The sequence below is a fragment of the Aquipseudomonas alcaligenes genome, from assembly GCF_003205495.1.
GTDB classification, from domain to species: Bacteria; Pseudomonadota; Gammaproteobacteria; order Pseudomonadales; family Pseudomonadaceae; genus Aquipseudomonas; species Aquipseudomonas alcaligenes_B.
The window spans coordinates 111193-137848 of the sequence record NZ_QJRX01000005.1 but is presented as its reverse complement, the minus strand read 5'-3'; the positions used below and the strand labels follow the sequence as shown (position 1 = coordinate 137848).

22 protein-coding genes and 3 tRNA genes are annotated in these 26656 nt (G+C 66.4%); 23 read left to right on the top strand and 2 right to left on the bottom strand.

Features of this window, described 5'->3' with window-relative positions:
* Positions 1-37: 37 nt before the first annotated feature.
* From DMO17_RS10755 to efp, 9 genes are all read left to right on the top strand, one after another.
* Positions 38-1318, top strand: coding sequence for an OprD family porin (locus DMO17_RS10755; RefSeq protein WP_110682486.1), 1281 nt, complete (start codon positions 38-40; stop codon positions 1316-1318).
* Positions 1319-1369: 51 nt separating this feature from the next.
* Positions 1370-2245: a methyl-accepting chemotaxis protein gene (locus tag DMO17_RS20200; RefSeq protein ID WP_110682485.1), complete on the top strand. Its 876-nt coding sequence runs from the start codon at positions 1370-1372 to the stop codon at positions 2243-2245.
* A 126-nt stretch (positions 2246-2371) separates the two neighbouring features.
* A complete protein-coding gene (locus DMO17_RS10745) occupies positions 2372-3235 on the top strand; it encodes a CoA transferase subunit A (protein WP_110682484.1) in 864 nt (287 codons plus the stop codon).
* Positions 3235-4017: a CoA-transferase subunit beta gene (locus DMO17_RS10740; RefSeq protein ID WP_110682483.1), complete on the top strand. Its 783-nt coding sequence runs from the start codon at positions 3235-3237 to the stop codon at positions 4015-4017. The genes DMO17_RS10745 and DMO17_RS10740 overlap by 1 nt, the downstream gene beginning before the upstream one ends.
* The gene (gene pcaF, locus DMO17_RS10735; protein WP_110682482.1) at positions 4014-5219 is read left to right on the top strand and encodes a 3-oxoadipyl-CoA thiolase; all 1206 of its coding nucleotides are present in this window, start codon (positions 4014-4016) and stop codon (positions 5217-5219) included. The genes DMO17_RS10740 and pcaF overlap by 4 nt, the downstream gene beginning before the upstream one ends.
* Positions 5220-5263: 44 nt before the next feature.
* Positions 5264-6052 (top strand): 3-oxoadipate enol-lactonase, encoded by a 789-nt coding sequence (pcaD, locus tag DMO17_RS10730; RefSeq protein ID WP_110682481.1) that lies wholly within the window; start codon positions 5264-5266, stop codon positions 6050-6052.
* Between the two features lie 66 nt (positions 6053-6118).
* A complete protein-coding gene (locus DMO17_RS10725; RefSeq protein WP_110682480.1) occupies positions 6119-8479 on the top strand; it encodes a DNA polymerase II in 2361 nt (786 codons plus the stop codon).
* 48 nt (positions 8480-8527) lie between these two features.
* Complete coding sequence (gene earP / locus DMO17_RS10720; RefSeq protein ID WP_258371521.1) at positions 8528-9667, top strand: elongation factor P maturation arginine rhamnosyltransferase EarP; 1140 nt, start codon at positions 8528-8530, stop codon at positions 9665-9667.
* 34 nt (positions 9668-9701) lie between these two features.
* Entirely contained in the window at positions 9702-10277 is a 576-nt protein-coding gene (gene efp, locus DMO17_RS10715; RefSeq protein ID WP_110682478.1) for an elongation factor P, read from the top strand.
* A gap of 132 nt (positions 10278-10409) precedes the next feature.
* On the opposite strand, the gene DMO17_RS10710 is transcribed toward efp, so the two are convergent.
* Positions 10410-12251: a sigma-54-dependent Fis family transcriptional regulator gene (locus DMO17_RS10710; protein ID WP_110682477.1), complete on the bottom strand. Its 1842-nt coding sequence runs from the start codon at positions 12249-12251 to the stop codon at positions 10410-10412.
* Between the two features lie 380 nt (positions 12252-12631).
* On the opposite strand from DMO17_RS10710, the gene DMO17_RS10700 reads away from it, so the two are divergent.
* The 6 genes from DMO17_RS10700 to DMO17_RS10675 are packed head-to-tail and all read left to right on the top strand — an operon-like array spanning position 12632 to position 18569.
* The gene (locus tag DMO17_RS10700) at positions 12632-13714 is read left to right on the top strand and encodes an ABC transporter ATP-binding protein (RefSeq protein WP_110682476.1); all 1083 of its coding nucleotides are present in this window, start codon (positions 12632-12634) and stop codon (positions 13712-13714) included.
* A gap of 10 nt (positions 13715-13724) precedes the next feature.
* Positions 13725-14822: an ABC transporter ATP-binding protein gene (locus DMO17_RS10695; protein ID WP_110682475.1), complete on the top strand. Its 1098-nt coding sequence runs from the start codon at positions 13725-13727 to the stop codon at positions 14820-14822.
* Positions 14819-15685, top strand: coding sequence for a carbohydrate ABC transporter permease (locus DMO17_RS10690; protein WP_110682474.1), 867 nt, complete (start codon positions 14819-14821; stop codon positions 15683-15685). Before DMO17_RS10695 ends, DMO17_RS10690 begins: the two co-directional genes overlap by 4 nt.
* 10 nt (positions 15686-15695) lie before the next feature.
* Positions 15696-16496, top strand: a complete 801-nt coding sequence (locus DMO17_RS10685; RefSeq protein ID WP_110682473.1) for a carbohydrate ABC transporter permease — start codon at positions 15696-15698, stop codon at positions 16494-16496.
* 10 nt (positions 16497-16506) lie between these two features.
* On the top strand, positions 16507-16779 hold the full coding sequence (locus DMO17_RS10680) for a DUF2160 domain-containing protein (protein ID WP_110682472.1): 273 nt from the start codon (positions 16507-16509) through the stop codon (positions 16777-16779).
* Between the two features lie 50 nt (positions 16780-16829).
* The gene (locus DMO17_RS10675) at positions 16830-18569 is read left to right on the top strand and encodes an ABC transporter substrate-binding protein (protein WP_110682471.1); all 1740 of its coding nucleotides are present in this window, start codon (positions 16830-16832) and stop codon (positions 18567-18569) included.
* A 58-nt stretch (positions 18570-18627) separates the two neighbouring features.
* On the opposite strand, the gene folD is transcribed toward DMO17_RS10675, so the two are convergent.
* Positions 18628-19482 carry a bifunctional methylenetetrahydrofolate dehydrogenase/methenyltetrahydrofolate cyclohydrolase FolD gene (gene folD, locus DMO17_RS10670; RefSeq protein ID WP_110682470.1) on the bottom strand — a complete coding sequence of 285 codons (855 nt, stop codon included), beginning with the start codon at positions 19480-19482 and terminating at the stop codon, positions 18628-18630.
* A gap of 259 nt (positions 19483-19741) precedes the next feature.
* On the opposite strand from folD, the gene DMO17_RS10665 reads away from it, so the two are divergent.
* From DMO17_RS10665 to hupB, 8 genes are all read left to right on the top strand, one after another.
* A tRNA-Arg gene (locus DMO17_RS10665) sits at positions 19742-19818 on the top strand.
* A gap of 31 nt (positions 19819-19849) precedes the next feature.
* A tRNA-His gene (locus DMO17_RS10660) sits at positions 19850-19925 on the top strand.
* 55 nt (positions 19926-19980) lie between these two features.
* Positions 19981-20065 (top strand) — tRNA-Leu (locus DMO17_RS10655).
* Positions 20066-20209: 144 nt separating this feature from the next.
* A complete protein-coding gene (gene tig / locus DMO17_RS10650; protein WP_110682469.1) occupies positions 20210-21520 on the top strand; it encodes a trigger factor in 1311 nt (436 codons plus the stop codon).
* Positions 21521-21611: 91 nt separating this feature from the next.
* Positions 21612-22247, top strand: a complete 636-nt coding sequence (gene clpP, locus DMO17_RS10645) for an ATP-dependent Clp endopeptidase proteolytic subunit ClpP (RefSeq protein WP_110682468.1) — start codon at positions 21612-21614, stop codon at positions 22245-22247.
* Positions 22248-22356: 109 nt separating this feature from the next.
* Positions 22357-23637 (top strand): ATP-dependent Clp protease ATP-binding subunit ClpX, encoded by a 1281-nt coding sequence (clpX, locus tag DMO17_RS10640; RefSeq protein ID WP_110682467.1) that lies wholly within the window; start codon positions 22357-22359, stop codon positions 23635-23637.
* 147 nt (positions 23638-23784) lie between these two features.
* Entirely contained in the window at positions 23785-26181 is a 2397-nt protein-coding gene (lon, locus tag DMO17_RS10635; RefSeq protein WP_110682466.1) for an endopeptidase La, read from the top strand.
* A gap of 136 nt (positions 26182-26317) precedes the next feature.
* The gene (hupB, locus tag DMO17_RS10630) at positions 26318-26590 is read left to right on the top strand and encodes a nucleoid-associated protein HU-beta (RefSeq protein ID WP_003087931.1); all 273 of its coding nucleotides are present in this window, start codon (positions 26318-26320) and stop codon (positions 26588-26590) included.
* Positions 26591-26656: the final 66 nt, after the last annotated feature.

Below are 26656 nucleotides of genomic sequence, written 5' to 3'. Positions count from 1 at the left end.
TTTCTGCAACCTCGATAACAACAAGAGCACCACGACGATGACGCACACCCCACGCCTTTGCCTGCTGTCCACCGCCATTGCCGCCTGCCTGCCGAGCCTGAGCCAGGCCGGCGAGGGCGGGTTCATCGAAGACACCACTGCCAGCCTCACGGCGCGCAACTACTACTTCAGCCGCGACTTCTCCGATATCGTCGGGCCGAATCAGCAGTCGAAAGCGGAGGAGTGGGCCCAGGGTTTCATCCTCAACGTCAAATCCGGCTACACACCGGGGCCGGTGGGCTTCGGCGTCGACGCCATCGGTCTGCTCGGTATCAAGCTCGACAGCGGGCGAGGGCGGGTCAATACCGGTCTGCTGCCGGTGCAGGAGGACGGCGAGGCGGCCGACGACTACAGCCGCTTGGGCGTGACCGGCAAGATGCGTATTTCGCAGACCGAGCTGAAGGTTGGCGAGCTGCAGCCGAACCTGCCGGTGCTGGCGTTCTCCGATATCCGCCTGCTGCCGCCGAGTTACCAGGGCGTGAACCTGACCTCCAGCGAGATCGCCGGGCTGACCCTGCAGGCCGGCCACCTCAACTCCACCAGCCTGCGCAACGAGGCCGGCGACGACCAGATGATCGCCATGCTCGGCCATCTGCCGCAGCGCGGCGCGGTCAGCGATGCCTTCAACTACGCCGGCGGCGACTATGCCTTCAACACAGCGCGCACGACCGCCAGCGTCTGGTACGGCCAGCTGGAGGACATCTACCAGCAGCGTTTCCTCGGCCTCAAGCACAGCCAGCCGCTGGGCACCTGGACCCTCGGCGCCAACCTCGGCGTCTACGACTCGAGCGAGGACGGCCAGGCCCTGCTCGGCGATATCGACAACCAGGCGGCCTTCGCCCTGCTGTCGGCCAAGCACGGCGGCCACACCTTCTACCTCGGCTACCAGGCCATATACGGCGACAACGCCTTCCCGCGGGTGTTCGCCAACATCTCGCCGCTGGGCAACGAGGTGCCGACCTACGAGTTCGCCTCCGCCGACGAGCGCTCCTGGCAAGTGCGCTACGACTACGACTTCGCCGCCCTGGGCGTGCCCGGGCTGATCGCCGGCGTGCGCTACATCGAGGGCGACAACGTCGATGCCCAGGCCACCAATCGCGGCGGTCCGCGCTACGAGGGCCAGGACTGGGAGCGTGACCTGGACATCGGCTACGTGGTGCAGAGCGGTGCGCTCAAGGGGCTTGGCGTGCGCGTGCGCAACGTCACCGCGCGCTCCAACTACCGCAGCGACATCGACGAGAACCGGCTGATCCTCAGCTACACCTGGAACCTCCTCTAAGCCCGTCCCCAGGCGCCCGCCCGGGCGCCTGGCACCTGCCGGAGAATGCTCATGATCGCATCGCTTTTCGCCCTGCTCGCCGCCGGCTGCGCGGCGGTGCTGCTGGTGCTGGCCGGCGAACCGCTGGCCCAGGGCCTGGCCGCCCTGGCGCTGCTGGCCGGCCTGGGCGCGGCCTGGCGGCCGGCGCCTGCGCCGCCCCCTGGCCTCGACAGCCTCATGCCGCCGCTGGCCGCGCCGGAGCCCGTGGTCGTCGCGCCGCCATTGCCGGTCGTGCCGCCCGCGCCGCAGCCGCCGGTCGATCTGGCACCGCTGCTGGCACGCCTGGCCGAGCTGGAGCAGGCCATTGCCGCCAGCCGCGACGACATGCAGTACGCCGACCAGCTGGCGCGTGGCGCCGGCGAGAAGGTCCAGGCCAGCGCTGGGAGCATCCGCGCCGCCACCGCCACCATCGAGCGCCTGGCCGGGCATATGGCCCCGGTGACCCGGGTGTTCGACGACCTCGGCGAGCAGACCGAACGCATCGGCAGCATCGTCGGCAGCATCCAGGACATCGCCAAGCAGACCAACCTGCTGGCGCTCAATGCCGCCATCGAGGCGGCGCGTGCCGGCGAGCAGGGCAGGGGCTTTGCCGTGGTGGCCGACGAGGTGCGCCACCTGGCGCAGCGCGCCAATGCCGCCAGCGAGCAGATCCGCCAGATCGTCGGCAGCCTGCAGCAGGCCGCCGAAGGCGCGCGCAGCGGCCTGCGCCAGGTCGAGGAGGACAGCCGCGCGGGCCTGGGGCAGTCGGCCGACGCCCTCCAGGCCATGGCCGAGATGCGCGAGGGTGCCAGCGCACGGCTGCTCATCGTACAGCGCATCGTCGAGCGCCTGGCCGCGCAGCAGGCCCAGGCCACCGACCTGCGCGGTCTGCTGGAGGCCATGGCCTGAACAAGCTGTGTTCGATAATCGCACTATTAGGCGATTATCGGATTGTTCGGCCACGGCCACGCTCCTAATCTGCAATCACTCCCACCCCAGTCCGGTGGCGTCTGCAACCCAAGCGAGAACCACACGATGGCCAACATCATTTCCCTGGACGAAGCCATTGCCCGGCATGTCCACGATGGCGACAGCGTCGCCTTGGAAGGCTTCACCCACCTGATTCCCACGGCGGCCGCCCACGAGATCATCCGCCAGGGCCGCAGGGACCTGACCCTGATCCGCATGACCCCGGACCTGGTCTACGACCTGCTGATCGGCGCCGGCTGCGCGCGCAAGCTGATCTTCTCCTGGGGCGGTAACCCCGGTGTCGGCTCGCTGCACCGCTTGCGCGACGCGGTGGAGAAGGGCTGGCCGCATGCCCTGGAGATCGAGGAGCACAGCCATGCCGACCTGGCCAACGCCTACGTGGCCGGCGCTTCCGGCCTGCCGTTCGCGGTGCTGCGCGCCTATGCCGGCTCCGACCTGCCCAAGGTCAACCCGCTGATCCGGAGCGTCACCTGTCCCTTTACCGGCGAAGTGCTGGCGGCCGTGCCCAGCGTGCGCCCGGACGTCACCGTGATCCACGCGCAGAAGGCCGACCGCCAGGGCAACGTGCTGATCCAGGGCATCCTCGGCGTGCAGAAGGAGGCCGCGCTGGCCGCTAAGCGCTGCATCGTCACGGTCGAGGAGATCGTCGACGAACTGCAGGCGCCGCTGAACGCCTGCGTGCTGCCGGGCTGGGCGCTGAGCGCCGTGTGCCCGGTGCCGTGCGGTGCCCATCCGTCCTACGCGCACGGCTACTACGAGCGCGACAACCGCTTCTACCAGGCCTGGGACCCGATCGCCCGCGACCGCGACAGCTTCCTCGCCTGGATCGACAGCCATATCCGCGGCACCGCCGACTTTTCCGAGTACCAAGCCTCGCTTGCCCAAGCCAAGACTGCGGAGGCCAACTGATGAGCGCCTACAGCACCAATGAAATGATGACCGTGGCCGCGGCTCGCCGCCTCGGCAACCAGGACGTCACCTTCGTCGGCATCGGCCTGCCGTCCAAGGCCGCCAACCTGGCGCGCCTGACCCACGCCCCCGACGTGACCCTGATCTACGAATCCGGCCCGATCGGCGCCAAGCCCAGCGTGCTGCCGCTGTCCATCGGCGACGGCGAGCTGGCCGAGACCGCCGACACCGTGGTGCCCACCGCCGAGATCTTCCGCTACTGGCTGCAGGGCGGGCGCATCGACGTCGGCTTCCTCGGCGCGGCCCAGGTCGACAGGTACGGCAACATCAACACCACGGTGATCGGCGACTACCACCAGCCGAAGGTACGCCTGCCCGGGGCCGGGGGCGCGCCGGAAATCGCCGGCAGCGCGAAGAAGGTGTTCATCATCCTCAAGCAGGGCCCGCGTACCTTCGTCGACAAGCTGGCCTTCATCACCTCGGTCGGCCACGGCGAGGGCGGCGCGCACCGCCAGCAGCTCGGCCTGCCCGGCGCCGGCCCGGTGGCGATCATCACCGACCTGTGCATCATGGAGCCGGAGGCCGACACCAAGGAGTTCGTGGTCACCTCGATCCATCCGGGCGTGAGCCGCGAGCAGATCAGCGCCGCCACCGGCTGGCCGATCCGCTTCGCCGAACAGGTGGCCGAGACCGCGCCGCCGCAGGACCATGAACTGCAGGCGCTGCGGGCCCTGGAAGCCCGCACCGCCGCGGCCCACGGCCAGGCCGGAGGTGAGGAATGAGCCGCGAGGTCTTCATCTGCGACGCCGTGCGCACGCCGATCGGCCGCTTCGGCGGCGTCCTGGCCGCGGTACGCGCCGACGACCTGGCGGCCATCCCGCTCAAGGCCCTGCTCGAGCGCCAGCCGCGGCTCGACCCGGCGGCCATCGACGAAGTGTTCCTGGGCTGCGCCAACCAGGCCGGCGAGGACAACCGCAACGTCGCGCGCATGGCCCTGCTGCTGGCCGGCATTCCCGCCAGCGTGCCGGGGGTGACCCTCAACCGCCTGTGCGCCTCCGGGCTGGATGCGGTGGGCACGGCCTTCCGCGCCATCGCCAGCGGCGAGCTGGAGCTGGCCCTGGCCGGCGGCGTCGAGTCGATGTCGCGCGCGCCCTATGTGATGGGCAAGGCCGGCAGCGCCTTCGCCCGTGAGCAGAAGATCGAGGACACCACCATCGGCTGGCGCTTCATCAACCCGCAGATGCAGGCGCAGTTCGGCGTGGACGCCATGCCGCAGACCGCCGACAACGTCGCCGACGACTACCGGGTCAGCCGCGCCGACCAGGACGCCTTCGCCCTGCGCAGCCAGCAGCGCGCCGCCCGTGCCCAGGCCGAAGGCTTCTTCACCGAGGAAATCGTCCCGGTGCTGATCAAGGGCAGGAAGGGCGAGACGGTTGTCGATACCGACGAGCATCCGCGCGCCGACACCACCCTGGAGGCGCTGGCCCGGCTCAAGCCGGTCAACGGCGAGGGCAAGACGGTCACCGCCGGCAACGCCTCGGGGGTCAACGACGGCGCCGTGGCGCTGATCCTGGCGTCCGCCGCGGCCGTGCAGAAACATGGCCTGACCCCGCGGGCCAGGGTGCTGGGCATGGCCAGCGCCGGCGTCGCTCCGCGCGTCATGGGCATCGGCCCGGTGCCGGCGGTGCGCAAGCTGCTGGAACGGCTGAACCTGGGCCTCGAGCAGTTCGACGTGATCGAGCTCAACGAAGCCTTCGCCGCCCAGGGCCTGGCGGTGATGCGCGAACTGGGCCTGGCCGATGACGATGCCCGGGTCAACCCCAACGGCGGCGCCATCGCCCTCGGCCACCCGCTGGGTGCCAGCGGTGCGCGCCTGGTGCAGACTGCCCTGCACCAGCTGGAGAAATCCGGCGGCCGGCTCGGCCTGGCGACCATGTGCGTGGGTGTCGGCCAGGGCCTGGCCCTGGCCATCCAGCGCGTCTAACCCGAATGGCGAGCCCGTGCCTGGCGCGGGCCTGAGGAATACCAATGCCTGTCATCGCTCTCGCCGACGGCGACCTGAACTACCAACTGGACGGCCCGGCGGATGCGCCGGTGCTGCTGCTGTCCAACTCGCTGGGCACCGACCTGCACATGTGGGATGCGCAGATTCCGCTGTGGAGCCGGCATTTCCGCGTGCTGCGCTACGACACCCGCGGCCATGGCCGCTCGCTCGTCACCCCCGGACCCTACTGCATCGAACAGCTGGGCCGCGACGTGCTGGCCCTGCTCGATGCACTGCAGATCGAGCGTGCGGCCTTCTGCGGCCTGTCCATGGGCGGCCTGATCGGCCAGTGGCTGGCGATCAACGCGCCTGAGCGCATCGAGCGCCTGGTGCTGTGCAACACCGCGGCGCAGATCGGCTCCGCCGAGGTGTGGAACCCGCGCATCGACACCGTGCTGCGCGATGGCCCGGCGGCCATGCGCGCGCTGCGCGATGCCTCGGTCGCGCGCTGGTTCACCGCCGCCTTCGCCGCCGCCGAGCCGGCCAAGGTCGAGCCGGTGGTCGGCATGCTCGCCGCCACTTCGCCGCAGGGCTACGCCGCCAACTGCGCGGCGGTGCGCGATGCCGACTTCCGCGAGCAGGTCGCCGCGATCCGCGCGCCGACCCTGATCGTCTGCGGCACGGCCGACGCGGTGACCACGCCGGAGCACGGGCGCTTCCTGCAGGAGCGCATCCGCGCCGCCGAGCTGGTCGAGTTTCCCGCCGCGCACCTGTCCAACGTCGAGATCGGCGCGGCCTTCGGCGAGCGCGTGCTGGCCTTCCTGCAGGGCTGAACGATGGGCGGCGCCGGGGCGGGCGGTTAGAATCGTCCACTCCTAGGTGTGCGCGGGTGGCAAGCGGTGGATCTTCAGCGGGGCTTCGTCCTGACCAGGCACTGGCGTGATACGCCGGAGGGGACGCAGGTCGAGTTCTGGCTGGCGACGGACGACGGCCCCCGGCGCGTGCGCCTGCCGCCGCAGCCGTCGGTGGCCTTCCTGCCGGTCGCCCAGCGGGAGCAGGCCGAGGCGCTGCTGGAGGGCGAGCGCGGCGTCGAGCTGCGCGCCCTGGGCCTGCGCGACTTCCAGCAGCGCCCGGTGCTGGGCCTGTACTGCCAGCAGCACCGCCAGCTGATCGCCCTCGACAAGCGCCTGCGGGCCGCCGGGGTGGAGGTGTTCGAGGCCGACATCCGGCCACCGGAGCGCTACCTGATGGAGCGCTTCATCACCGCGCCGGTGCTGTTCTCGGGGCAGGCGCACGGCGATGGCGGCCTGGTCGAGGCGCAGCTGCGCGCCGACCCCGACTATCGCCCGCGGCTGCGCCTGGTGTCGCTGGACATCGAGACCAGCGAGCGCGGCGAGCTGTATTCCATCGCCCTGGAAGGCTGCGGCCAGCGCCAGGTGTACATGCTCGGACCGGCCAATGGCGCGGCGCCGCAGCTGGACTTCCAGCTCGACTACTGCGCCAGCCGTGGCGAGCTGCTGGAGCGCCTCAACGCCTGGCTGGCCGAGTTCGATCCGGATGCCATCATCGGCTGGAACCTGGTGCAGTTCGACCTGCGCGTGCTGCAGGAACACGCCAAGCGCCTGCAGGTGCCGCTGCGCCTGGGCCGCGCCGGCGACGAGCTGGGCTGGCGCGAGCACCGCAGCCACAACCACTATTTCGCCGAGGCCACCGGGCGGCTGATCATCGACGGCATCGAGGCGCTGCGCTCGGCGACCTGGAGCTTTCCCTCCTTCAGCCTGGAGAGCGTGGCCCAGAGCCTGCTCGGCGAGGGCAAGGCAATCGACACGCCCTACCAGCGCATGGACGAGATCAACCGCATGTTCGCCGAGGACAAGCCGGCCCTGGCGCGCTACAACCTCAAGGACTGCGAGCTGGTCACGCGCATCTTCGCCAAGACCCGGCTGATCGACTTCCTCCTCGAGCGCGCCGCCGTCACCGGCTTGCCGGCCGACCGCAGCGGCGGCTCGGTGGCGGCCTTCACCCACCTGTATCTGCCGCCCATGCACCGCCTGGGCTTCGTCGCCCCCAACCTAGGCGAGAAGCCGCCCGAGGCCAGCCCGGGCGGCTTCGTCATGGACTCGCGGCCGGGGCTGTACGAGTCGGTGCTGGTGCTGGACTACAAGAGCCTGTACCCCTCGATCATCCGCACCTTCCTGATCGACCCGGTGGGCCTAGTCGAGGGCCTGCGCCAGCCCGACGACGCGCATTCGGTGGCGGGTTTCCGCGGGGCGCGCTTCTCGCGCCGCCAGCACTGCCTGCCGGCCATAGTCGAGCGCGTCTGGCAGGGCCGCGAGGCGGCCAAGCGCGAGGGCAACGCGCCGCTGTCGCAGGCGCTGAAGATCATCATGAACGCCTTCTACGGTGTGCTCGGCTCCAGCGGTTGCCGCTTCTTCGATCCACGCCTGGCGTCGTCCATCACCCTGCGCGGGCACGAGATCATGCGCCGCACCCGCGAGCTGATCGAGGCCGAGGGGCACGCGGTGATCTACGGCGACACCGACTCCACCTTCGTCTGGCTGCGCCGCGCGCACGCCGAGGACGAGGCCCGGCGCATCGGCCGCGAGCTGGTGGCGCGGGTCAACCACTGGTGGCGCGAGCACCTGGCGCACGAGTTCGGCCTGCACAGCGCCCTGGAGCTGCAGTTCGAGACCCACTACAGCCGCTTCCTGATGCCGACCATCCGCGGCGCCGAGGAGGGCAGCAAGAAGCGCTACGCCGGCCTAGTGCGGCGTGAGGATGGCAGCGAGGAGATGGTCTTCAAGGGCCTGGAGACGGTACGTACCGACTGGTCGCCGCTGGCACAGCGCTTCCAGCAGGAGCTGTACCGCCTGGTGTTCAATCGCCAGCCGCACCGCGAGTACGTGCGCGACTACGTGCGGCGCACCCTGGCCGGCGAGCTGGACGAGCTGCTGGTATACCGCAAGCGCCTGCGCCGGGGCCTGGGCGACTACCAGCGCAACGTGCCGCCGCACGTGCGCGCCGCGCGCCTGGCCGATGCCCACAACGATCGCCTGGGGCGGCCGCGGCAGTACCAGAACGGTGGCTGGATCAGCTACCTGATCACCCGTGCCGGCCCCGAGCCGCTGGAGGCGCTGCACTCGCCCATCGACTACGAGCATTACCTGAGCCGCCAGCTGCAGCCGGTGGCCGACGCCATCCTGCCTTTCGTCCAGGACGACTTCGCCCGCCTGCTCGATCCGCAGCTCGGCCTGTTCTAGGACGAGGTGTATCCTGCGCCGGCGAATTCGATGAGGGAGGAGGGCGCAGTGCGCTGGGACATTTTCTGCAGCGTGGTGGACAACTACGGCGATATCGGCGTGACCTGGCGCCTGGCCCGCCAGCTGGCGGCCGAGCACGGCCTGGCAGTGCGCCTGTGGGTGGACGAGCCGGCCGCCTTCGCGCGCCTCTGCCCGCAGGCCGACGCGGCGCTGGCGCAGCAGTGGCTGGCCGGTGTCGAGGTGTGCCGCTGGACGGCGGACTTCCCGTCCGTGGCGGCGGCCGACGTGGTCATCGAGGCCTTCGCCTGCACCCTGCCGGCGCGCTACGTCGAGGCCATGGCGGCGCGCGTCGAGCCGCCGCTGTGGCTGAACCTGGAGTACCTCAGCGCCGAGGACTGGGTGCCCGGCTGCCACGGCCTGCCATCGCCACAACCGGGCGGGCTGCAGAAGTTCTTCTTCTTCCCCGGCTTCGTCCCCGGCACGGGCGGCCTGCTGCGCGAGGCCGGCCTGCTGGAGCGGCGGCGGCAGTTTCAGGCCGATGCCGGGGCGCGTCAGGCCTTCCTCGCCGGGCTCGGCGTGCCACCCGTGGCCGGCGCCTGGCTGATCTCCCTGTTCGCCTACGAGAACCCGGTGCTGGGGCCCTGGCTGGACGCCCTGGCCCAGGGCGCGCAGCCGGTGCAGCTGCTGGTGCCGCGCGGGCGCATCGAGGGCGATCTGTACCGCTGGTTGGGCGTGGCCGCTGCGCAGGCAGGGGACTGCTGGCAGCGGGGCAGCCTGCACCTGCACCTGCTGCCGTTCGTCAGCCAGGACGACTACGACCGCCTACTGTGGAGCTGCGACTTCAACGCGGTGCGCGGCGAGGATTCCTTCGTGCGTGCCCAGTGGGCCGGGCGGCCGCTGCTCTGGCATATCTACCAGCAGGAGGAGGGCGCCCACTGGGACAAGCTCGACGCCTTCCTGGCGCTGTACCGCGCCGCTCTGCCGCCGCTCGCCGGCGAGGCGCTGACTGCCTGGTGGCATGCCTGGAATGGCCGTGGCGACATGGCGCAGGCCTGGCAGGCGCTGTGCGGGCAGGCCGAGGCCCTCGCGGCACACGCGCAAGACTGGTGCCGGGAGCAGGCCTCTCGTCCTGATCTCGCCACGGCGCTGGTGCAGTTTCACCGAAATTGGCTATCATGCGCCGCCTAGAAATCTGTACCTCCATCCAAATCCGGATATTCGTATGAAAACCGCACAAGAAATGAAGGCCAACAGTGTGGCCCTGATCGACGGCCACCCGTGGCTGATTCAGAAAGCCGAATTCACCAAGTCCGGCCGTAACAGCGCCATCGTCAAGATGAAGCTGAAGAACCTGATCAACGGCTCCAAGACCGAGACCGTGTACAAGGCCGACGACAAGATGGAGCCGGTCATCCTTGAGCGCAAGGAAGTGACCCTGTCCTACATCAGCGGCGACGACTACGTGTTCATGGATCCGGAGTACAACTCCTACGAACTGCGCGCCGAAGACCTGGAAAGCGTCCTGCCGTTCATCGAAGAAGGCATGACCGACATCTGCGAAGCCGTGTTCTTCGAAGGCAAGGTGATCTCCGTCGACCTGCCGACCACCATCGTGCGCCAGATCGTCTACACCGAGAACTCCGCCCGTGGCGACACTTCCGGCAAGGTCATGAAGCCGGCCAAGCTGCGCAACGGTACCGAAGTCAAGGTCGCCGACTTCTGCAACATCGACGACTGGATCGAGATCGATACCCGCGACGGTTCCTACAAGAGCCGTACCCAGGCGCCTCAGGCCTAAGCCTCCGCCTCGTGTAGAAAACCCGGCTTATGCCGGGTTTTTTATTGCCGCGCGGAATGGGGGCGCTGCTGGTGGCGCTCTGCCCCGTGCCGGCAGGCGCTCGGGCGAATGCCGGGCCGGGCCTGGCGCCCCTCAGACCTTCAGCCCCTGCTCGCGCAGGCGCTTGTACAGGGTGTTGCGGCTCAGCCCCAGGCTGCGCGCCAAGTGCGAGATGTTGCCGCCGCAGGCCTGGTACTGGCTGGCCAGGTCGCCGGCCTCGATGAGAGGCTCGCAGGTGGGCAGGTTGTCGGCCGCGTTCTGCAGGTCGGCGAAGAAGTCGTCCGGCAGGTGCTCGGCGCGGATCGGCTGGTCCTCGGCCATGGCCAGGGCGATTTGCATCACGCTGCTCAGCTGGCGCAGGTTGCCGGGCCAGGGGTGGCGCTGGAACAGCTCCAGCACCTCGCGGCTGAGGCCGGCCCACTGGCTGGGCTCGCGGTGGTGTTCCCATACGCGCTGGAACAGCGCGGCCTTGTCGCTGCGCTCGCGCAGCGGCGGCAGCTCCAGGTTGAGGCCGCTGATGCGGTAGTAGAGGTCGGCGCGGAACAGGCCGGCGTCCACATCCTGGCGCAGCGGGCGGTTGGTCGCCGAGACCAGGCGGATGTCCACCGGGTAGGGCTCGCCGCCCCCCAGCGGCTGTACGCTGCGCTCCTGCAGTACGCGCAGCAGGCGCGCCTGCACGGCCAGCGGCATGTCGCCGACCTCGTCGAGGAACAGGGTGCCCCTGTGCGCCTTGCGGATCAGGCCGATGCTGCCTTTCTGGCTGGCGCCGGTGAAGGCGCCTTTCTCGTAGCCGAACAGCTCTGACTCCACCAGTTCGGCGGGAATCGCCGCGCAGTTCACCGCGATCAGCGGCTGGCAGGCGCGCGAGCTGGCGTTGTGCAGGGCCTTGACGAACACCTCCTTGCCGGCGCCGGTCTCGCCCTGGATGAGGATCGGGATGTCCTTCTCCACCAGCCGCTCGGCCTGGCGCACGGCCTTGTCCACCCGTGGGTCGCCGAGGTTGATATTGGCCAGGGTGAAGCCTTCCTGGCGCGGCGCCGGGGCCGCTTGCGGGCGGAAGTCGCGCGGCTGGATGCGCGGCTTGCGCGGGCGCTTGAGCAGGCCGTGGAAACGGTAGCGGCCGGCGGCGCGCAGGGCGAAGGGCAGGCTCTCCGGCTGGGTGAGCAACTGCTGCAGCGGCACGTCGAACAGGCTCTCGATGTTCACCCGCGACAGGCCGACGCCGAGCAGGCTGTCGGCGCGGCGGTTGGCCGAGACGATCTGCCCGGCCTCGTCGAACACCAGCAGGCCGGCCCACTGGCTGTCCAGGTTGTCCAGGCTGGTGTTGAAGCTGAGCTGGAAGTAGTCGTCCTTGAACAGGTTGAGGATCAGCCGGTTCTCCACCGACTGGCTCATCATCTTGACCATGCCCAGGGTGTGGGCGGGCGGCAGGTAGCTGTCGCTGGAGACGTCGAGCACGCCGATCATCTGCCGGCTGGCGTCGAAGATCGGCGAGGCCGAGCCGGTCATGAAACGGTTGGCCTTGAGGAAGTGCTCGTCGCGCTGGATGTGCACCGCCTGGCCGCAGGCCAGCGCCGTGCCGATGGCGTTGGTGCCGCTGTAGCGCTCCTGCCACCAGGCGCCGGGAACGAAGCCGGCGGCCTGGGCCGGCTCGACGAAGCGGCGGTCGCCCCAGGACTGCAGCAGCTGGCCCTGGTTGTCGGCCAGCATGATCAGGCAGTTGGAGTTGGCCAGGATGTTCTCGTAGTAGGGCAGCACCTCCTGATGGGTGGTCTGCACCAGGAAATGCTGGCTTTCCAGCAGGGCGGAGACCTCGCCGGGCGCGGCCTGGCCGAAGGCCGGCTGGCTCTGGTGGGTAAGGCCGAAGTCGCGGCAGCGGCTCCAGGAGTCGCGAACGATGGCGTCGTGGCTCGGCGCCGGGGCAGTGGCAGTCATGGGTATCGCCTGATTCTTGTCTTTTTTATAGGTCCGGCTTCCGTGCTGGCCTCACCGTTACTGCAATGGGCGGGCCGGCGGGAGTGTCCTGTACTCCCGGCCCCTGGCCGCAGACGGTCAGGGGCAAAGCGTTCGCCCAGTGTTGTTCATTGCTGTTCAAAGTCAAAGGGCAAATTGTTCAGTTGTTCAGCTTTTACTGTTCAAGGCTGTTCAGTGCGCCTGCGCGCCGTGTATCTCCGTCCTTAGATAAATTCTTATTGGTCAGTGGGTTACGAGGTATTTCCTAGCGCGCAGCGGCGCTGGCACGAATGTCGCCTTATGGCTGTGTCGACCGCGAGGGCTCTTCGCGGCGACGGGCGCAATAATCATAAGGACACGCCATGTCGCTAACGCTGGAACATGTCTGTCGCGTGGTCGACCAGCAGGTCTATATCGACGACGCCTGCCTGAGCTTCGAACCGGGCTCCTTCAACGTGCTGGTGGGCCGCACGCTCGCCGGCAAGACCTCGCTGATGCGCCTGATGGCCGGGCTGGACAAGCCCACCAGCGGCCGCATCCTGATGCACGGCGCCGACGTCACCGGCATGCCGGTGCGCCAGCGCAACGTGTCGATGGTCTATCAGCAGTTCATCAACTACCCGAACCTGACGGTGTACGAGAACATCGCCTCGCCGCTGCGCCAGGCCGGCGTGGCCAAGGCCGAGATCGAGCGCAAGGTGCAGGAAACTGCGCAGATGCTGCGCATCGACAAGTTTCTCAAGCGCTACCCGCTGGAGCTCTCCGGCGGCCAGCAGCAGCGCACGGCCATGGCCCGCGCGCTGGTCAAGGACGCCGACCTGGTGCTATTCGACGAGCCGCTGGTGAACCTCGACTACAAGCTGCGCGAGGAGCTGCGCCAGGAGATGCGCGAGCTGTTCCGCGCCCGCCGTAGCATTGCCATCTACGCCACCACCGAGCCCAACGAGGCGCTGGCCCTGGGCGGCACCACCACCATCCTGCACGAGGGGCGGGTGATCCAGAGCGGCAGGACCACCGAGGTCTACCATCGGCCGCAGCAGGTGCTGGCCGCCGAGCTGTTCTCCGAGCCGCCGATCAACCTGATGCAGGGGCGCATCAGCGACAGCGAGGTGAGCTTCGAGGACTTCGTGCACTTCCCGCTGACCGCCGAGCTGCGTGGCCTGGCGCAGGGGCAGTACCGCTTCGGCGTGCGCCCCGGGCATATCGGCCTGGTGCCCTCCAACGACGACGACCTGGAGCTGGCGGTGACCGTCGAGCTGGCCGAGATCAGCGGCTCGGAGACCTTCCTGCATGTGCGCAGCGAGCACTTCGCCCTGGTCCTGCACCTGCAGGGTGTGCACGAGTACGACGTGGACGCGCCGATCCGCATCTACATCCCGACCCACAAGCTGTTCGTCTTCGATACCCGGGACCAGCTGGTCCTGGCGCCGATTCGCCGGTCCTGAGGAGCGCACCATGGCCGAGATACGCCTGCAGAACCTGGCTCACAGTTACAGCGCCCAGCCGAGCGGGCCGGACGACTACGCCATCCGCGCGATGACCCACGTCTGGGAGCAGGGCGGCGCCTACGCGCTGCTCGGCCCGTCCGGCTGCGGCAAGTCGACCCTGCTCAACATCATTTCCGGGCTGCTCAGCCCGTCGGAGGGGCAGGTGCTGTTCGACATGCGCGAGGTCAACGACCTGCCGCCGCAGGAGCGCAACATCGCCCAGGTTTTCCAGTTCCCGGTGGTGTACGACACCATGACGGTGTTCGACAACCTGGCCTTCCCGCTGCGCAACCAGGGCCTGGCCGAATCCCGGGTGACCAGCAAGGTGCACGAGATAGCCGAGGTGCTGGACCTGCACCCGCTGCTGCACCGCAAGGCGCGCAACCTCACCGCCGACGAGAAGCAGAAGGTCTCCATGGGCCGCGGTCTGGTGCGCGATGACGTGTCGGCGATCCTCTTCGACGAGCCGCTGACGGTGATCGACCCGCACCTGAAGTGGAAGCTGCGGCGCAAGCTCAAGCAGATCCACGAGCAGTTCAACATCACCATGGTCTACGTCACCCACGACCAGCTGGAGGCCTCGACCTTCGCTGACAAGATCGCGGTGATGTACGGCGGCCAGATCGTCCAGTTCGGCACCCCGCGCGAGCTGTTCGAGCGGCCGAAACACACCTTTGTCGGCTTCTTTATCGGCAGCCCCGGGATGAATCTGGTCGAGGTCACGCCCTACGCCGGCGGCGTGTGCTTCGGCCAGACCCGCGTGCCGCTGGCGCCGGCGCTGTGCCAGCGCCTGGCCGAGCTGGCCGGCCGCCCGCTCAAGCTGGGCATCCGTCCGGAATTCGTCCACGTCAGCGACGAGCCCTTCGTCGACGCCCTGCGCGGCGAGGTGCGCCATGTCGAGGACCTGGGCACCTACAAGATTCTCACCCTGGAGCTGGACGGTGTGACCCTCAAGGCGCGCCTGCAGGAGGACCTGCCGGTGCCGCACAAGGTGGCCTACATCGGCTTCCCGTCGCAGTGGCTGATGCTCTACGCCGACGACGTGCTGGTGGAGGTGCGCGCATGAACAAGGTGATCAACAACAAGGCCTGGTGGCTGGTGCTGCCGGTGTTCCTGCTGGTGGCCTTCAGCGCCATCCTGCCGATGATGACGGTGGTCAACTACTCGGTGCAGGACATCTTCGACGCCAGCACCCGCACCTTCGTCGGCGTCGACTGGTACCGCCAGGTGCTGCAGGACGAGCGCCTGCACGACTCGCTGCTGCGCCAGTTCATCTTCTCCGCCTGCGTGCTGCTGATCGAGATCCCGCTCGGCATCGCCATCGCCCTGTGCATGCCGACCAAGGGCCGCTGGGCCTCGGCCTGCCTGATCATCATGGCCATTCCGCTGCTGATCCCGTGGAACGTGATCGGCACCATCTGGCAGATCTTCGGTCGTGCCGACATCGGCCTGCTCGGTTGGACCCTGAGCGAGCTGGGCATCAGCTACAACTACGCCTCCAACACCATGGACGCCTGGGTCACGGTGCTGGTGATGGACGTGTGGCACTGGACTTCGCTGGTGGCGCTGCTGTGCTACTCGGGCCTGCGCGCCATCCCCGACGTGTACTACCAGGCCGCGCGCATCGACCGCGCAGCAAGCTGGGCGGTGTTCCGCCACATCCAGCTGCCGAAGATGAAGAGCGTGCTGCTGATCGCCGTGATGCTGCGCTTCATGGACAGCTTCATGATCTACACCGAGCCCTTCGTGCTCACCGGCGGCGGACCGGGCAACGCCACCACCTTCCTCAGCCAGACGCTGACCAAGATGGCGGTGGGGCAGTTCGACTTGGGGCCGGCGGCGGCGTTCTCGCTGGTGTACTTCCTGATCATCCTGCTGGTGTCCTGGGCCTTCTACACGGCCATGACCCACAACGACCAGCAGCGCTGAGGAGCCTGCCATGACCATCCGCAAAGCTCTGGCGCTGCTGCTCTACATCCTGTTCCTGCTGGTGCCGATCTACTGGCTGCTGAACATGTCGTTCAAGAGCAACACCGAGATCCTCGGCGGCCTGACCCTGTGGCCGCAGGATTTCACCCTGGCCAACTACCAGGTGATCTTCACCGATCCGAGCTGGTACACCGGCTACCTCAACTCGCTGTACTACGTGTGCCTGAACACCCTCATCTCGCTGCTGGTGGCGCTGCCGGCGGCCTATGCCTTCTCGCGCTACCGCTTCCTCGGCGACAAGCACCTGTTCTTCTGGCTGCTGACCAACCGCATGGCGCCGCCGGCGGTGTTCCTCCTGCCGTTCTTCCAGCTGTACTCGTCCATCGGTCTTTTCGATACCCACATCGCCGTGGCCCTGGCCCACTGCCTGTTCAACGTGCCGCTGGCGGTGTGGATCCTCGAGGGCTTCATGTCCGGCGTGCCGAAGGAGATCGACGAGACGGCCTACATCGACGGCTACAGCTTCCCCAAGTTCTTCGTGAAGATCTTCATCCCGCTGATCGGCCCCGGCATCGGCGTCACGGCGTTCTTCTGCTTCATGTTCTCCTGGGTCGAGCTGCTGCTGGCGCGCACCCTGACTTCGGTGAATGCCAAGCCGATCGTCGCGGTGATGACGCGCACCGTGTCGGCCTCCGGCATCGACTGGGGCGTGCTGGCGGCGGCGGGGGTGCTGACCATCCTGCCGGGCATGCTGGTGATCTGGTTCGTGCGTAACCACGTGGCCAAGGGCTTCGCCCTGGGCCGGGTCTGAGGAGACGACTATGGAATGGATGGCCTGGACACCGGTCACGGCGGCCTTCTTCGGCGGCATCGCGCTGCTGCTGGTGGCCATGACGGTATGGGAAATCCGCTCGCCCTGCGTCGAGCGCAGGGGCTTTCTGCCGATCGCCACCACCCGTGGCGACCGGCTGTTCATCGGTTTGCTCGGCAGCGCCTACCTGCACTTACTGGTGGTGGGCGCAACCGACTGGAGCACCTGGATAGCCTCGGCGCTGTCCGTCGTGTGGTTACTGGTGGTGATGCGTTGGGGCTGACCGGCGGCCTGTCGTCCCGGTCGCTTTTCTATTCAAGCAAGGAGGAGTCTATGTTCGACAACAACTACAAGACCCGACATAGCATGGCGCTGGCGGCCCTGCTGACGTTGTCCGGATTGAGCGGCGCGGCCTGGGCCGATGCCTACGAAGAGGCGGCGAAGAAGTGGATCGACAGCGAGTTCTCGCCGTCTACCCTGACCAAGGAGCAGCAGCTCGCCGAGCTCAAGTGGTTCATCAAGGCGGCCGAGCCGTTCCGCGGCATGGAGATCAATGTCGCCTCGGAGACCATCGCCACCCACGAGTACGAGGCCAAGGTGCTGGCCAAGGCCTTCAGCGAGATCACCGGGATCAAGCTGAACCACGACCTGATGCAGGAAGGCGACGTGGTGGAGAAGCTGCAAACGCAGATGCAGTCCGGCAAGAACATCTATGACGGCTGGGTCAACGACTCGGACCTGATCGGCACCCACTTCCGCTACGGCAAGGCGGTGGCGATCAGCGACATGATGGCCAACGAAGGCAAGGACTTCACTTCGCCGACCCTGGACCTCAACGACTTCATCGGCATCTCCTTCACCACCGGCCCGGACAAGAAGCTCTACCAGCTTCCTGACCAGCAGTTCGCCAACCTCTACTGGTTCCGCGCCGACTGGTTCGAGAAGCCGGAGCTGAAGGCCAAGTTCAAGGAAATCTACGGCTACGAGCTGGGCGTGCCGGTCAACTGGTCGGCCTACGAGGACATCGCCCAGTTCTTCACCGAACACGTCAAGGAAATCGACGGCAAGCGCGTCTACGGCCACATGGACTACGGCAAGAAGGACCCGTCGCTGGGCTGGCGCTTCACCGACGCCTGGTTCTCCATGGCCGGCAGCGGCGACAAGGGTCTGCCCAACGGTGTGCCGGTGGACGAGTGGGGCATCCGCGTCGAAGGTTGCCGCCCGGTGGGCTCCAGCGTCGCCCGCGGCGGCGACACCAACGGCCCGGCGGCGGTCTACGCCACCACCAAGTACGTCGACTGGATGCGCCAGTACGCGCCGCCGGAAGCCCAGGGCATGACCTTCTCCGAGGCTGGTCCGGTGCCGGCCCAGGGCAATATCGCCCAGCAGATCTTCTGGTACACCGCCTTCACTGCCGACATGACCAAGCCGGGCCTGGCCGTGGTCAACGAGGACGGCACGCCGAAGTGGCGCATGGCGCCGTCGCCCAAGGGCCCGTACTGGGAGGAGGGCATGAAGCTCGGCTATCAGGACGCCGGCTCCTGGACCTTCCTCAAGTCGACCCCGGAGAAGCAGCGCCTGGCGGCCTGGCTGTACGCCCAGTTCGTCACCTCCAAGACTGTTTCGCTGAAGAAGACCCTGGTCGGCCTGACGCCGATCCGCGAGTCGGACATCAACTCCCAGGCGATGACCGACGCCGCGCCCAAGCTCGGCGGTCTGGTGGAGTTCTACCGCAGCCCGGCACGGGTGCAGTGGACCCCCACCGGCACCAACGTGCCGGACTACCCGCGCCTGGCGCAGCTTTGGTGGCAGTTCATCGCCGAGGCGGCCAGTGGCGACAAGACCCCGCAGGAGGCTCTGGACGGCCTGGCGGCGGCCCAGGACAGCATGATGGCGCGCATCGAGCGCTCCGGCGTGCAGGGTGAGTGCGGTCCGAAACTCAACGAGGAGAAGGACCCGCAGTACTGGCTGGACCAGCCGGGCGCACCCAAGCCGAAACTGGCCAACGAGAAGCCGAAGGGCGAGACCGTGAGCTACGACGAGCTGCTGAAGTCTTGGCAGCAGGCCCAGTAAGGCCTGCGGTGGAAACGAAAACGGCGCCCGCGGGCGCCGTTTTTCATGGCCGGAGCGCTTACGCGTGCAGGTGTTCCGCGGCGTACAGGGTGTTCTCTAGCAGGCAAGCGCGGGTCATCGGGCCGACGCCGCCCGGCACCGGGGTGATCCAGCCGGCGCGCTCGACGGCGACGTCGAACTCCACGTCGCCGACCAGCTTGCCGTCGGCCTGGCGGTTGATGCCGACGTCGATGACGATGGCGCCTTGCTTGATCCACTCTCCCTTGACCAGGCCCGGTTTGCCGGCGGCCACCACCACGATGTCGGCCTGGGCCAGGTGGCCCGGCAGATCCTTGGTGAAGCGGTGGGTGACGGTGACGGTGCAGCCGGCCAGCAGCAGCTCCAGCGCCATCGGGCGGCCGACGATGTTGGACGCGCCCACGACCACGGCGTGCTGGCCATGCAGGTCGATGCCGGTGCTTTCCAGCAGGGTCATGATGCCCTTCGGCGTGCAGGGGCGCAGCAGCGGCATGCGCTGGGACAGGCGGCCGACGTTGAACGGGTGGAAGCCGTCGACGTCCTTGTCCGGGTTGATGCGCTCGAGCAGCTGCGAGGCGTCCAGGTGGGCGGGCAGGGGCAGCTGCACCAGGATGCCGTCGATGGCGTTGTCGCGGTTGAGCTGGTCGATCAGCGACAGCAGTTCGCCCTGGCTGGTGCTGGCGGGCAGGTCATGGGCCACGGAAACGAAGCCGACTTCCTCGCAGTCCTTGCGCTTGTGCGAGACGTATACCTGGGAAGCCGGGTCGCTGCCGACCAGGATCACGGCCAGGCCGGGGGCGCGCAAGCCCTGCTGGCGGCGCTCGGCGACGCGTTTGGCGATATCCAGGCGGAGGTTGGCGGCAATGGCTTTGCCGTCGATCAGTTGTGCGGTCATGACGCTTGCTTAACCATGGCGAAGAGTGAAAAAAGATCGCGCATTCTCGCACGGCAGCCCGGTCGGGCAAAGGCGCATGCGCCCCCTGTTCCCGTAACTCCTTTTCCCAGCAGGATTTTTTTCATTCTCGTGTTGACGCTGCGAGGCGGCCTCTATAAGATTCGCCCCGCTTGTCGAGCACAGCCAGCCGCTGGGTAAGATGGCAACAGCCGGAAGCGGCTGGAGCTGTAGCTTTAAAGTCTGTTCCGCAGATGATTAAGCGCCCGTAGCTCAGCTGGATAGAGCATCCGCCTTCTAAGCGGATGGTCGCAGGTTCGAGTCCTGCCGGGTGCGCCATTGGCGGCTCAGGCACAAGCAGCGCAATATGGTGGGCGTAGCTCAGTTGGTAGAGCACAGGATTGTGGCTCCTGGTGTCGTGGGTTCGATTCCCATCGTCCACCCCATATTCGAGAAAGCGCCAGGCCAAAAGCCTGGCGTTTTCGTTTCAAGCGTTACCACGCGGACGTGGTGAAATTGGTAGACACACCAGATTTAGGTTCTGGCGCCGCAAGGTGTGAGAGTTCGAGTCTCTCCGTCCGCACCATCTCTCTTGTAATCCCTCCTTATATATTCCGCCGTTTCTTGCTCGTTTTGTGCAGGTGACTTCTGTAATTCGAGCCACTAGAATGCTTGCCTTTCGATTCTGGGGCCGGAACGCCGGCTTATGTCTGTGCAACGAGGAATATCCATGCAAGTTTCTGTTGAAAGCACCTCCGCTCTCGAGCGCCGCATGACCATCGGCGTGCCGGCCGAGCGCATCGAGACCGAAGTGACCAAGCGCCTGCAGCAGACTGCCCGCCGCGCCAAGGTGCCTGGCTTCCGTCCCGGCAAGGTGCCGATGAACGTGATCCGTCAGCGCTACGAAGACTCCGCGCGCCAGGAAGCTCTGGGCGACCTGATCCAGGCCACCTTCTACGAGGCCATCGTCGAGCAGAAGCTGAACCCGGCCGGTGCTCCGGCAGTCGAGCCGAAAGTGTTCGAGAAGGGCAAGGACCTCGAGTACGTCGCCACCTTCGAAGTGTTCCCGGAAATCAAGCTGGCCGGCTTCGACGGCATCGCCGTCGAGCGCCTGCAGGCCGAGGTGACCGACGCTGACGTCGACAACATGCTGGAAATCCTGCGCAAGCAGAACACCCGTTTCGAGACCGTCGAGCGTGCTGCCGAGAATGGCGACCAGCTGAACATCGATTTCGTCGGCAAGATCGACGGCGAGGCCTTCGCCGGCGGCAGTGCCAAGGGCACCCCGCTGGTCCTGGGCTCCGGTCGCATGATTCCGGGCTTCGAAGAGGCCCTGGTTGGCGTCAAGACCGGCGAAGAGCGCGTGATCAACCCGACCTTCCCGGCCGACTACCAGAACCTCGACCTGGCCGGTAAGACCGCCGAGTTCACCGTGACCGTCAACAGTGTCTCCGCGCCGCAGCTGCCGGAGCTGAATGACGACTTCTTCGCCCTGTTCGGCGTGAAGGAAGGCGGTTTGGAAGGCTTCCGTGCCGAAGTACGCAAGAACATGGAGCGCGAACTGCGCCAGGCCATCAAGTCCAAGGTGAAGAACCAGGTGATGGAAGGCCTGCTGGCCGCCAACCCGGTGGAAGTACCGAAGGCCCTGATCGGCAACGAAGTGAACCGTCTGCGCGTGCAGGCCGTCCAGCAGTTCGGTGGCAACATCAAGCCGGACCAGCTGCCGGCCGAGCTGTTCGAGGAGCAGGCCAAGCGTCGCGTGGTGCTGGGTCTGATCGTCGCCGAAGTGGTCAAGCAGGGCGAGCTGAAGGCCGACGAGGCCCGTGTGCGCGAGCTGATCGAGGAAATGGCTTCCGCCTACCAGGAGCCGCAGCAGGTCGTGGCCTGGTACTACAAGAACGACCAGCAGCTGAACGAAGTGCGTTCGGTTGTACTGGAAGAACAAGTTGTAGATACTGTCCTGCAGAAGGCCAAAGTGACCGATAAAGCGGTCTCCTACGAAGAAGCGGTCAAGCCGGCGGAAGCCCCGCAAGCTGCCTGATCCCTCGCCTCGTTAGAGCACACCATAAGCCAGCCTTCGTGCTGGCTTATGCGTCTTTAGAGACATGACTATTAGGGAGAGATCGCTAGACATGTCGCATAACTCTTTCATCAACACCATGCCTGACATCCAAGCCGCCGGCGGCCTCGTGCCAATGGTGATCGAGCAGTCCGCCCGTGGCGAGCGTGCCTACGACATCTATTCGCGCCTGTTGAAGGAGCGGGTGATCTTCCTGGTCGGTCCGGTCGAGGACTACATGGCCAACCTGGTGGTGGCCCAGCTGCTGTTCCTCGAGGCCGAGAACCCGGACAAGGACATCCACCTGTACATCAACTCGCCGGGTGGCTCGGTGACCGCCGGCATGTCGATCTACGACACCATGCAGTTCATAAAGCCCGACGTGTCCACCATCTGCATCGGCCAGGCCTGCAGCATGGGCGCGCTGCTGCTGGCTGGCGGCGCCGCCGGCAAGCGCTACTGCCTGCCGCACTCGCGCATGATGATCCACCAGCCGCTGGGCGGCTTCCAGGGCCAGGCCTCGGACATCGAGATCCATGCCCGCGAGATCCTCACCATCCGCGAGCGCCTGAACAAGATCCTCGCCGATCACTGCAAGCAGCCGATCGACGTGATCGCCAAGGACACCGACCGCGACAACTTCATGAGCGGCGAAGAGGCGGTCAAGTACGGCCTCATCGACAAGGTTCTGGACAAGCGCCCCGTCTGATCCCCCGCTTCAGCGCAGCGGCCGGGCTCGCCCGGCCGTCCCGCAGGGTTGAAAATGCCCGCAATTGCCTTCATCTTGTGTTTCATGCCTACCGTATTGGATCGATCTAATGACTGACACCCGCAACGGCGAGGACAACGGCAAGCTGCTCTACTGCTCCTTCTGCGGCAAAAGCCAGCACGAAGTGCGCAAGCTGATCGCCGGTCCCTCGGTCTTTATCTGCGACGAGTGCGTCGACCTGTGCAACGACATCATCCGCGAGGAGGTGCAGGAAGCCCAGGCCGAAAGCAGCGCCCACAAGTTGCCTGCGCCCAAGGAAATCAGCGGCATTCTGGATCAGTACGTGATCGGTCAGGAGCGCGCCAAGAAGGTGCTCTCCGTTGCCGTGTACAACCACTACAAGCGTCTGAACCAGCGCGACAAGAAGGATGACGTCGAGCTGGGCAAGAGCAACATCCTGCTGATCGGCCCGACCGGCTCCGGCAAGACCCTGCTGGCCGAGACCCTGGCCCGCCTGCTCAACGTGCCGTTCACCATCGCCGACGCCACTACCCTGACCGAAGCCGGTTACGTGGGTGAGGACGTCGAGAACATCATCCAGAAGCTGCTGCAGAAGTGCGACTACGATGTCGAGAAGGCCCAGATGGGTATCGTCTACATCGATGAGATCGACAAGATCTCGCGCAAGTCGGATAACCCGTCCATCACCCGCGACGTGTCGGGCGAGGGCGTGCAGCAGGCGCTGCTGAAGCTGATCGAGGGCACCGTCGCCTCGGTGCCGCCACAGGGTGGTCGCAAGCATCCGCAGCAGGAATTCCTGCAGGTCGATACGCGCAACATCCTGTTCATCTGCGGTGGCGCCTTCGCCGGTCTGGAGAAGGTCATCCAGGCCCGCTCCAGCAAGGGCGGCATCGGCTTCAACGCCGAAGTGCGCAGCCCGGACCTGGGCAAGAAGGTCGGCGAGGCACTGCGCGAGGTCGAGCCGGACGATCTGGTCAAGTTCGGTCTCATTCCGGAGTTCGTTGGTCGTCTGCCGGTCATCGCCACCCTCGATGAGCTGGACGAGGCGGCGCTGATGCAGATCCTCACCGAGCCGAAGAACGCCCTGACCAAGCAGTACGCCAAGCTGTTCGAGATGGAGGGGGTGGACCTGGAGTTCCGCGCCGACGCACTCAAGGCCGTGGCCAAGCGTGCTCTGGAGCGCAAGACCGGTGCCCGTGGCCTGCGTTCGATCCTCGAGGGCGTGCTGCTCGACACCATGTACGAGATCCCCTCGCAGAGCGATGTCAGCAAGGTGGTGATCGACGAGAGCGTGATCGAGGGCTCCTCCAAGCCGTTGCTGATCTACGAGAACAGCGAGCCGCCGGCCAAGGCCGCGCCAGACGCCTGATGTCTGCAAGCCGCTGAAACAAAGGGCCCTCCGGGGCCCTTTGCTTTTGCGCCTTTCTCGCTTGTTTTTTCCCGGGGGTGGCCCCATCTTAGGGCCAAGGGTACTCCCGTCCGTTTACGGCCGAATGGCCGCCGTAGAGCTGAAATCATGAAGACAACCATCGAATTGCCTCTCTTGCCGCTGCGTGATGTCGTGGTCTATCCGCACATGGTCATCCCGCTGTTCGTCGGCCGCGAGAAGTCCATCGAGGCCCTGGAGGCCGCGATGACCGGCGACAAGCAGATTCTCCTGCTGGCGCAGCGCAACCCGGCAGACGATGACCCGGGTGAGGACGCGCTGTACCGCATGGGGACCGTGGCCACTGTGCTGCAGTTGCTCAAGCTGCCGGATGGCACCGTCAAGGTGCTGGTCGAGGGCGAGCAGCGTGGCGCCATCCAGAAGTTCATCGAGGTGGACGGCCACTGCCGTGCCGAGGTGCAGCTGCTCGACGAGAGCGAAGTCGCCGAGCGCGAGTCCGAGGTCTTCACCCGCAGCCTGCTCAGCCAGTTCGAGCAGTACGTGCAGCTGGGCAAGAAGGTGCCGGCCGAAGTGCTGTCCTCGCTCAACAGCATCGATGACCCGGCGCGCCTGGTCGACACCATGGCCGCGCACATGGTGCTGAAGATCGAGCAGAAGCAGGAAATCCTCGAGATCACCAACCTGGCCGAGCGGGTCGAGCACGTGCTGGCCCTGCTGGATGCCGAGATCGACCTGCTGCAGGTCGAGAAGCGCATCCGTGGGAGGGTCAAGAAGCAGATGGAGCGCAGCCAGCGCGAGTACTACCTGAATGAGCAGATGAAGGCCATTCAGAAGGAGCTGGGCGACATCGACGAGGGCCACAACGAGATCGACGAGCTGAAGAAGCGCATCGAGAACGCCGGCCTGACCAAGGAAGCCCACGCCAAGGCCAATGCCGAGCTGAACAAGCTCAAGCAGATGTCGCCGATGTCGGCCGAGGCCACCGTGGTGCGTTCCTACATCGACTGGCTGACCAACGTGCCGTGGAAGACCGAGAGCAAGGTGCGCCTGGACCTGGCCAAGGCCGAGGATATCCTCGAGGCTGACCATTTCGGCCTGGAAGAGGTCAAGGAGCGCATCCTCGAGTACCTCGCCGTGCAGAAGCGGGTGAAGAAGCTCAAGGGCCCGGTGCTGTGCCTGGTCGGTCCGCCCGGCGTGGGCAAGACCTCGCTCGCCGAGTCCATCGCCCGCGCCACCAACCGCAAGTTCGTGCGCATGGCCTTGGGCGGCGTGCGTGACGAGGCCGAGATCCGTGGCCATCGCCGCACCTACATCGGCTCCATGCCGGGTCGGCTGATCCAGAAGCTGACCAAGGTCGGCGTGCGCAACCCGCTGTTCCTGCTCGACGAGATCGACAAGATGGGCAGCGACATGCGCGGTGACCCCGCCTCGGCGCTGCTCGAGGTGCTGGATCCGGAGCAGAACCACAATTTCAACGACCATTACCTGGAAGTCGACTACGACCTCTCGGACGTGATGTTCATCTGCACCGCCAACTCGATGAACATCCCCGGCCCGCTGCTGGATCGTATGGAGGTCATCCGCCTGCCCGGTTACACCGAGGACGAGAAGGTCAACATCGCCATCAAGTACCTCACGCCCAAGCAGGTGCAGGCCAACGGTCTGAAGAAGGGTGAGCTGGAGTTCGATGACGCGGCGATCCGCGACATCATCCGCTACTACACCCGCGAGGCCGGCGTGCGCAGCCTGGAACGGCAGATTTCCAAGGTTTGCCGCAAGGTGGTCAAGGAGCATGCCAGGGACAAGCGCATCAAGGTGCTGGTGGATGCCGAGTCGCTGGAGCACTACCTGGGCGTGCGGCGCTATCGCTTCGGCCTGGCCGAGCAGCAGGATCAGATCGGCCAGGTCACCGGCCTGGCCTGGACCCAGGTGGGCGGCGAGCTGCTGACCATCGAGACGGCCGTGGTGCCGGGCAAGGGGCAGCTGATCAAGACCGGCTCGCTCGGCGACGTGATGGCCGAGTCCATGACCGCGGCGCTGACCGTGGTACGCAGCCGGGCCAAGAGCCTGGGCATCGCCCCGGACTTCCACGAGAAGCGTGACGTGCACATCCACATGCCGGAGGGCGCCACACCGAAGGATGGTCCGAGTGCCGGTATCGGTCTGTGCACCGCGCTGGTTTCGGCCCTGACGCAGATTCCGGTGCGGGCCGATGTGGCCATGACCGGCGAGATCACCCTGCGCGGCCAGGTGCTGGCCATCGGCGGGCTAAAGGAAAAACTCCTGGCGGCCCACCGGGGTGGAATCAAGACCGTGATCATTCCGGAAGAGAATGTCCGCGATCTCAAGGAAATTCCGGAAAATATTAAGCAAGACCTGACCATTAAGCCGGTTAAATGGATTGACGAGGTCCTGCAAATTGCGCTGCAATACGCCCCGGAGCCCTTGCCCGATGCGGCTCCCGAGATGGTTGCAAAGGATGACACGCGCGAGACTGATTCCAAGGAGCGAATCAGCACGCATTAGCCGGAAGGCTTCCTTGACACTATTTTCGAGCCCTTGTTATAAAGCGGCTCCTATGTGTCGGCAGGTCTTTCAGCACCCGCTTTGCTTACGCCAAACAACTAAGAAACAAACTCAACAGAAATAAGGGGACTTAAGAGTGAACAAGTCGGAACTGATTGATGCCATCGCCGCATCCGCTGATATCCCGAAAGCTGTCGCTGGCCGCGCGCTGGACGCAGTGATCGAATCCGTCACTGGCGCTCTGAAGGCTGGTGACTCCGTGGTGCTGGTTGGCTTCGGTACTTTCGCTGTCAAAGAGCGCGCTGCCCGTACCGGCCGCAACCCGCAGACCGGCAAGCCGATCAAGATCGCCGCTGCCAAGATCCCGGGCTTCAAGGCGGGTAAAGCTCTGAAAGACGCCGTCAACTAAGCGTCTCTCTGGCCTTTGCCCCGCCAGGCCAGGCTAGCCTGACCTGGTACGGAGCGGAGTCCCATC